At 68.5% G+C, this 7,088-nt stretch carries 8 protein-coding genes; 7 read left to right on the top strand and 1 reads right to left on the bottom strand.

All coding sequences use genetic code 11. From position 1 onward, the window contains the following. From J2X92_RS27200 to J2X92_RS27170, 7 genes are all read left to right on the top strand, one after another. The coding region (locus tag J2X92_RS27200) for a dihydrodipicolinate synthase family protein (protein WP_307580606.1) at nucleotides 1-270 on the top strand (270 nt) is incomplete at its 5' end. Between the two features lie 28 nt (nucleotides 271-298). Further along, nucleotides 299-1,435 (top strand): branched-chain amino acid ABC transporter substrate-binding protein, encoded by a 1,137-nt coding sequence (locus J2X92_RS27195; RefSeq protein WP_307580604.1) that lies wholly within the window; start codon nucleotides 299-301, stop codon nucleotides 1,433-1,435. Nucleotides 1,436-1,448: 13 nt separating this feature from the next. Further along, the gene (locus J2X92_RS27190) at nucleotides 1,449-2,384 is read left to right on the top strand and encodes a 4-hydroxyproline epimerase (protein ID WP_307580602.1); all 936 of its coding nucleotides are present in this window, start codon (nucleotides 1,449-1,451) and stop codon (nucleotides 2,382-2,384) included. A 113-nt stretch (nucleotides 2,385-2,497) separates the two neighbouring features. Continuing rightward, entirely contained in the window at nucleotides 2,498-3,604 is a 1,107-nt protein-coding gene (locus J2X92_RS27185) for an NAD(P)/FAD-dependent oxidoreductase (protein WP_307580600.1), read from the top strand. Continuing rightward, a complete protein-coding gene (locus J2X92_RS27180) occupies nucleotides 3,601-3,849 on the top strand; it encodes a (2Fe-2S)-binding protein (RefSeq protein WP_307580598.1) in 249 nt (82 codons plus the stop codon). The genes J2X92_RS27185 and J2X92_RS27180 overlap by 4 nt, the downstream gene beginning before the upstream one ends. Nucleotides 3,850-3,854: 5 nt before the next feature. Next, a complete protein-coding gene (locus J2X92_RS27175; RefSeq protein ID WP_307580596.1) occupies nucleotides 3,855-5,138 on the top strand; it encodes an NAD(P)/FAD-dependent oxidoreductase in 1,284 nt (427 codons plus the stop codon). A gap of 26 nt (nucleotides 5,139-5,164) precedes the next feature. After that, complete coding sequence (locus tag J2X92_RS27170; RefSeq protein ID WP_307580594.1) at nucleotides 5,165-5,833, top strand: GntR family transcriptional regulator; 669 nt, start codon at nucleotides 5,165-5,167, stop codon at nucleotides 5,831-5,833. A 40-nt stretch (nucleotides 5,834-5,873) separates the two neighbouring features. Here J2X92_RS27170 and J2X92_RS27165 read toward each other — a convergent pair whose 3' ends face one another. Next, complete coding sequence (locus tag J2X92_RS27165; protein ID WP_307580592.1) at nucleotides 5,874-7,085, bottom strand: acyltransferase family protein; 1,212 nt, start codon at nucleotides 7,083-7,085, stop codon at nucleotides 5,874-5,876. Between the last annotated feature and the right edge of the window lie 3 nt (nucleotides 7,086-7,088).

Raw genomic sequence — 7,088 nt, 5'->3', positions numbered from 1 at the left:
GAGACGGTGGCGCTGTACGACCTGATGAAGGCCGGCCAGTTTGCCGAGGCGCTGAAGCTGTACCAGTGGATGACGCCGATGCTGCACCTGGATGTCTCGAACAAGCTGGTGCAGAACCTGAAGCTGATCGACGCGCTGGTGGGTGTGGGCACGGAGCACATGCGCCGCCCGCGGCTGCCGCTCATCGGCGAGGAGCGCGCGGCCGTGGAGGCGATCGTGAAGAAGGCGCTGGCCACGCGGCCTGTGCAGTACCAGTCGGTCATGGCATAACCCTTTCGTCCCTTACATAGGAACAAGCATGAAGTCCAAAGCACACATGATTCCGTTTCTCGGCCTCGTGGCCATCGCCGTGGCAGGCCACGCCAATGCGCAGCAGGAGCAGGTCGTCAAGATCGGCCACAGCGGGCCGCTCTCGGGCCCCAATGCCTTCGCAGGCAAGGACAACGAGAACGGCGTGCGGCTTGCCATCGAAGAACTCAACGCGAAGAAGATCATCGCTGGCGGCAAGACGCTGAAGTTCGAGCTGGTGTCCGAAGACGACCAGTGCGACGCCAAGTCCGGCGTGAGCGTGGCGCAGAAATTCGTGGACGACGGCGTCAAGTACGTCATGGGTCCGTACTGCTCGGGCGTGGCCATTCCGGCTTCGCGCATCTACGCCGATGGCGGCACCATGGTCTCCACCGTGGGCACCAACCCGAAGGTGACGCAGGGCGGCTACAAGAACCTGTACCGCATCATCGCAAGCGACAACCAGATCGGCTCCAGCATGGCGGTGTACGCGGCCAAGGTGCTCAAGGTGACGAAGGTGGGCGTGATCGACGACCGCACCGCCTTCGGCCAGGGCCTTGCGGAAGAGTTCACCAAGGAAGCGAAGAAGCAGGGCCTCACGGTGGTCGGGCAGGAGTTCACCACCGACAAGGCCGTGGACTTCACCGCCATCCTGACCAACATGAAGGCCAAGGCGCCCGAGGCGATCTTCTTCGGCGGCTACGCGCCGCAGGCCGCACCCATGGCGCGCCAGATGAAGCAACTGGCCGTGCCCGGCAAGCTTTTGGGCGGTGACACGCTGTGCAGCCCGGCCACCGGCAAGCTGGGCGGCGACGCGGTCAACGACCTGGTGTTCTGCGCGCAAGGCGGCTCCATTCTCGAGAAAGCGCAGAGCGGCCCGGCCTTCAAGGCCAAGTTCAAGAAACGCTTCAACGCCGACGCGGACGCGTATGCCGCTTCGTACTACGACCAGGTGCTGTTCATCGGCGAATCGATGCAGAAGGCCAATTCCATCGATCCCGACAAGGTGGGCGCCGAGCTCTACAAGACCACCTACAAGGGCGTGGCCGCAACCTACAGCTACGACGACAAGGGCAACATGAAGCAGGCGCCGATCACGGTGTTCACCTTCAAGAACGCGGCCCCCGTTCCTCTCGCCAGCTACTGAGTTCGAGAAACACATGCAACGCATCCAGATCATCGATTCGCACACGGGCGGCGAGCCCACGCGCCTGGTCATCGGCGGGTTTCCCGATCTGGGCGGCGGCAGCATGGCCGAGCGCCGCGTGCTCCTGGCCGAGCGGCATGACAAATGGCGTGCCGCCACGGTGCTCGAGCCGCGCGGCAGCGACGTGATCGTCGGCGCGCTGCTGTGCGAGCCGGTGTCGAAAGATGCCGCCGCCGGCGTGATCTTCTTCAACAACACCGGCTACCTCGGCATGTGCGGTCACGGCACCATCGGGCTGGTCGCGAGCCTCGCGCACATCGGGCGCATCGGCGTGGGCGAGCACAAGATCGAGACGCCGGTGGGCACGGTCACGACCACGCTGCATGCCGATGATTCGGTGAGCGTGCGCAACGTGCCGGCGTACCGGCATCTGCACCGGGTCGCGGTCGACCTGCCTGGCCACGGCACCGTGCACGGCGATGTGGCCTGGGGCGGCAACTGGTTCTTCCTGGTGAGCGAACACGGCCAGCGCGTGGCGAGCGACAACCTCGCCGCGCTCACCGGCTACACCACCGCGTTGCGCAAGGCGCTGGCGGCGCAAGGCATCACGGGCGCCGATGGCGCGGAGATCGACCACATCGAACTCTTCGCCAACGACAGCGAAGGCGCGGACAGCCGCAACTTCGTGCTCTGCCCCGGCAACGCCTACGACCGCTCGCCCTGCGGCACCGGCACCAGCGCCAAGATCGCCTGCCTCGCGGCCGACGGCAAGCTGGCGCCTGGCGAGGTGTGGACGCAGGCCAGCGTGATCGGCAGCCGCTTCGAGGCCAGCTACGCGATGGAAGGCGGCAAGGTCATTCCCACGCTGCGCGGCCGTGCGTACATCAGCGCCGAAGCCACGCTGCTGATCGAGGACGAGGACCCCTTCGGATGGGGCATCCGGATATGAAGCTCGCCCCCAGTCTTCGCGCACTTCGTGTCGCTCCGCCAACCCCCTACCGGGGGCAACACCAGCGGCCCGGCAAAGCCGGTTCCGCGGTGTTCCGCGAAGTGCAATAGGCCGTGCACGCCGATGTCATCGTCATAGGTGCCGGCATCGTCGGCGCCGCTTGCGCGCATGCGCTGGCGCAGGCCGGCCGCCGGGTGCTGGTGCTCGATGCACGCATCGGCGGCGCCACGGGCGCAGGCATGGGGCACCTCGTGGTGATGGACGACAACCCGGCCGAGCTTGCAATGAGCAGCCATTCGACGGCGCAATGGCGCGCTCTGGCGCCGCGCATGGGCGAGGACTGCGCGTACAGCGCCTGCGGCACGCTTTGGATCGCGGCCAACGAAGAAGAAATGGCCGAGGCCGAGCGCAAGCAGCAGCGGCTGCGCGAGCACGGTATCGAAAGCCGCCTGCTCGGCGCGCTGCAGCTGCCCCGCGCCGAGCCCGCCTTGCGCAAGGGCCTTGCGGGCGCGCTCGAAGTGCCCGGCGACGGCATCCTCTATGCACCGAATGCCGCGCGCTGGCTGCTCGCGCAGGGCGGCGCTTCGATCCGCGTCGAGCACGCGAAGGTCGATGCCATCGAAGACGACGGCACGCTGCGGCTCGCAGACGACGGCCGTCGCAGCGCGCCGCAGATCGTGCTCGCCAATGGCATCGAGGCGACGACGCTCTGCCCCGAGCTTCCGATCCGTCCCAAGAAGGGCCACCTGCTGATCACCGACCGCTATGCAGGCACGGTGCACCACCAGTTGGTCGAGCTCGGCTACGTGACCAGCGCGCACCACAGCGACGGCGACTCGGTCGCGTTCAACGTGCAGCCGCGGCCGACGGGGCAACTGTTGATCGGCTCGTCGCGCCAGTTCGACACCACCGATCCCGCCGTCGAAGCCCCCATGCTCGCGCGCATGCTGCAGCGCACGCTCGACTACCTGCCGGGGCTCGCGGACCTCAACGCGGTCCGCTCGTGGACCGGCATGCGCGCCGCAACGCCCGACGGACTGCCGCTGCTGGGCAAGCACCCGTGGCGCGACAGGCTCTGGCTCGCCGTCGGCCACGAAGGCCTGGGCGTAACTACGGCGCCGGGCAGCGCGCACCTGCTCGCGGCGCTGATGACCGGTGTCGATTCCGAAATCGACGCGGCGCCCTATGCGCCGCGCGGACTGCTGGAGAGGCGCGCATGAGCGGCGAGACCTTGCTGCACATCGACGGCCAGCTCGTCCGGGTGAAGGCGGGCAGCTCGGTGGCCGCTGCCTTGCGCGTCGCGGGCGGCATCGGCGTGGCGCGTACCTCGGTCACGGGGCAGCCGCGCGCGCCCTACTGCGGGATGGGCGTGTGCCAGGAATGCCGCGTGCGCATCGACGGCCGCCGCAGGCTCGCCTGCCAGACGGTCTGCGTCGAGGGCATGCGCGTGGAGACCTCCGGGTGACCGACATGACACTGGAACATTGCGATCTGCTGATCGTCGGCGCGGGTCCTGCCGGCATGGCCGCGGCAGTGGCGGCGGCGCCGAGCGGTGCATCGATCGTCGTGATCGACGACAACCCCGCACCCGGCGGGCAGATCTGGCGCGACGGTCCCGGCGCCACGCTGCCGCCGGCCGCGCGCAAGTGGCGCGATGCGCTCGAACGCCACGCCAACATCCGCGTGTGCAGCGGCACGCGCGTCGTCGCGGCGCCATCGCGAAACGAACTGCTGCTCGAAGACGCAGAACGTGGCTGGTGCATGCGGTGGAACAAGCTGATCCTCTGCACCGGCGCGCGCGAGCTGCTGCTGCCCTTCCCCGGTTGGACGGTGCCCGGCGTCACGGGCGCGGGCGGCTTGCAGGCGCTCGTCAAGGCGGGGTTGCCAGTCGAGGGCGAACGCATCGTGATTGCGGGCAGCGGACCCTTGCTGCTCGCCGCGGCGGCGACGGCGCGCACCGCGGGCGCGAAGGTCGTGCGTATCGCCGAGCAAGCTTCGTTCGCGGCTGTCGCGGGCTTTGCGGCCAGCCTGCCGAGATGGCCGGGAAAGGCCGTGCAAGCGATTACGCTGGCCCACGCGCAGTACCGCACCTCATCGCGCATCGTCTCGGTGCAAGGCGGCACGCAGGTCGAATCGGTTCGGCTTCGCCAAGGCCCCCGCGAAGTGGAGATCGCATGCGATCGCGTGGCCTGCGGCTTCGGACTCGTCCCCAATACGCAACTGGGCCAGATGCTCGGCTGCGCCCTCACGACCGGAGGCACCGGCGTGCAGGCACTGGCTGTCGATGCGCGCCAGGCCACCAGCCTGCCGGATGTCTATGCGGCCGGTGAATGCACCGGCTTCGGCGGCAGCGAACGCGCGCTCGCGCAGGGCGCCATCGCGGGTCTTGCGGCGATCGGCAACGAGCACGCCGCAAAGCAGCATGAACGCGAGCGCGCCCGCTGGGACGCCTTTGCGGCGCAGCTGCACCGCAGCTTCGCACTGGCATCCGCCAACAAGCACATGCCGCAGCCCGACACCCTCGTCTGCCGCTGCGAGGACGTGCCGTTCTCGGCGCTCGCGGGTTGCAGCGGCTGGACCGACGCCAAGCTCCACCGCCGCTGCGGCATGGGCGCCTGCCAGGGCCGCGTTTGCGGCGATGCCGCGCAGTTTCTTTTCGGCTGGTCACCGCCCACGCCGCGCCCGCCGCTGTCGCCGGCGCGCATCGCAACCCTGGCCGGCCTCGCGGGCCCTGGCGATGTGGACCGACAATGAAGCCGAAGCAGCACCAGAAGAAAACAATGGCCCCCCCGAAGACCGTGCCTCGCCCCCAGCCCAAACGACGGGCCGCCGACCTCGCCTATGACGCGATAGAGACGCTGCTCTCCACGCTGCAGCTGGAGCCCGGCAGCCAGATCGTCGAAGCCGACCTGGCCGAGCGCACCGGCCTTGGCCGCACGCCGGTGCGCGAGGCATTGATGCGCATGGTGTCGATCGGCCTCATCGTGCAGCAGCCGCGCCGCGGCCTCTTGGTGTCGACCATCGACCTGGCCGACCACCTGGACGTGATCCAGACCCGGCGCGTGCTCGAACTGCTGATTGCGGCCTGCTCGGCGCGCCGCGCCACCGCGCTGCAGCGCAAGGAGATCGTGCGCTGCGCCGAGCTGATGGTGAAGGCCGCCCGCCGCGGCGACCTGAACGACTACATGCAGGCCGACCGCGCGCTCGACTTCGTCAACCACCAGGCGAGCCACAACGATTCGGCGGTGAAGGCCGTGACCCCACTCATCGTGCAGTGCCGGCGCTTCTGGTACGCCTACCAGCACGAGGGCGAGATCGTCGAGGGTGCGAATGCGCACCTCGAACTGGCGCAGGGCATCGCGACCGGCAACGAGGCGGCAGCCACCGCCGGGGCCAATCGCCTGATGGACTACCTCGAGCTGTTCGCCCGCAAGATCATCGACAAATAGGCCAAGACCTCGGTCCAGTAAGGCGCGCGATCTGCAGCGGCTAGCCTGCCGAAGCGGGCAACCCCCGCCGCGCCCGCGTGACGCGCCGCCCGCTCAAGAGCGTGCCGATGGGCGTGTAGCGCACCAGCAGCTCGTAGCTGGCCAGTGCTACCAGTGACGTCGCTGCGATGTTGAGCCCCATCTTCGCCAAGGCCCCGAAGGACGCGTTGAACAGCAGGATTCCGAAGCCGATGGTGCCGAGCATGTGCACCAGGTACACCCAGTACGAGCTCTGTGAAAGATAGGCCAGCGCGGCGTTCCGGTGCGGTACGTAGCGCATGAAGCCTCCGATCAGCGCCAGGCTCCAGAGCCATGAAGTGGCGTTGTAGGCGAACGCGATCCAGAACGCAGGATGTGGCCAAGGCAGCGGCAGCGCAGTGCCGCCGCGTACGGCGCCCAGCAACGCCACGGTCGCGATGAAAAAGGCCAGCCCGGCCAGCGCGTGGCTCTTGCAGCGCGCCGCGAAGAGCGGGAGCAGGTGCTCCCGCGGCCCGTGTAGGCACCAGCCGAACACGAAGAACAGGCCGCTCTGCACCCACTCGGCGAACGGTGGCAGGAAAGAGCCGCTGCCCGCCACGATGCCCGAGGGATAGAACGAGCCCATCAGCGCCAGCGGCAACGCGAGCGCCAGGAAGCCCCATCGGCGTTGCGCCAGCAGCGCGAAGCCGCGGGCGACCGCATCACAGAGCCGCGCTGGCACGAAGCGCCGCAGCCGCAGCCGCAGTCCCGCCCAAGCCAGCACGCAGAGCCAGAACAGCTGATAGAGGAACCACAGGTGCATGGTGTTGAAAGGCGAGCCACCGGGCTGCCGCGGGGGCGTCAGCGCCCTGTCGAAGCCCGGCACGCCGCGCACCGTCAGGTGGATGTAGACCATCGAAAGCATCGCAGTCAGCACGAACAGCGGCGGCCAGAACACTGCGAAGGGCAGCGCGAGCCGCAGGCTGCGGTTTTTCAGCATGCCGTCCGCGCCGCGCCGCTCGGCCAGCAGCGCCGCGAAGAAGCCGGCCAGGACAAAGAACACCGGCATCCGGAAGCTGTGGATGAGCAGCAGCAGCAGGTCGGCCACCGGTGAAGTCTTCGGATCGCGCCAGGGGAGCGGCGAAACGGTGGTGATGTGATTGACCGCCACGTGCAGCACGATGCCGAGCCACATCATGAGCGCGCGCAGGTTGTCGAGTGCGTCGAGCCGTGGGGAGGTTTGGGCGTTGTTCATGGG

The organism is Variovorax paradoxus, assembly GCF_030811855.1.
Taxonomy (GTDB): Bacteria; Pseudomonadota; Gammaproteobacteria; order Burkholderiales; family Burkholderiaceae_C; genus Variovorax; species Variovorax paradoxus_L.
Note: the sequence above shows the minus strand (reverse complement) of the source record. Positions and strands in the feature narration are given on the sequence as shown.

What these genes read in the sequence shown, in the direction of transcription:
- J2X92_RS27195 (WP_307580604.1), top strand. Translation starts at nt 299, where the DNA reads ATGAAGTCCAAAGCACACATGATTCCGTTTCTCGGCCTCGTGGCCATC.
- J2X92_RS27190 (WP_307580602.1), top strand. Translation starts at nt 1,449, where the DNA reads ATGCAACGCATCCAGATCATCGATTCGCACACGGGCGGCGAGCCCACG.
- J2X92_RS27180 (WP_307580598.1), top strand. Translation starts at nt 3,601, where the DNA reads ATGAGCGGCGAGACCTTGCTGCACATCGACGGCCAGCTCGTCCGGGTG.
- J2X92_RS27175 (WP_307580596.1), top strand. Translation starts at nt 3,855, where the DNA reads ATGACACTGGAACATTGCGATCTGCTGATCGTCGGCGCGGGTCCTGCC.
- J2X92_RS27170 (WP_307580594.1), top strand. Translation starts at nt 5,165, where the DNA reads ATGGCCCCCCCGAAGACCGTGCCTCGCCCCCAGCCCAAACGACGGGCC.
- J2X92_RS27165 (WP_307580592.1), bottom strand. Translation starts at nt 7,085, where the DNA reads ATGAACAACGCCCAAACCTCCCCACGGCTCGACGCACTCGACAACCTG.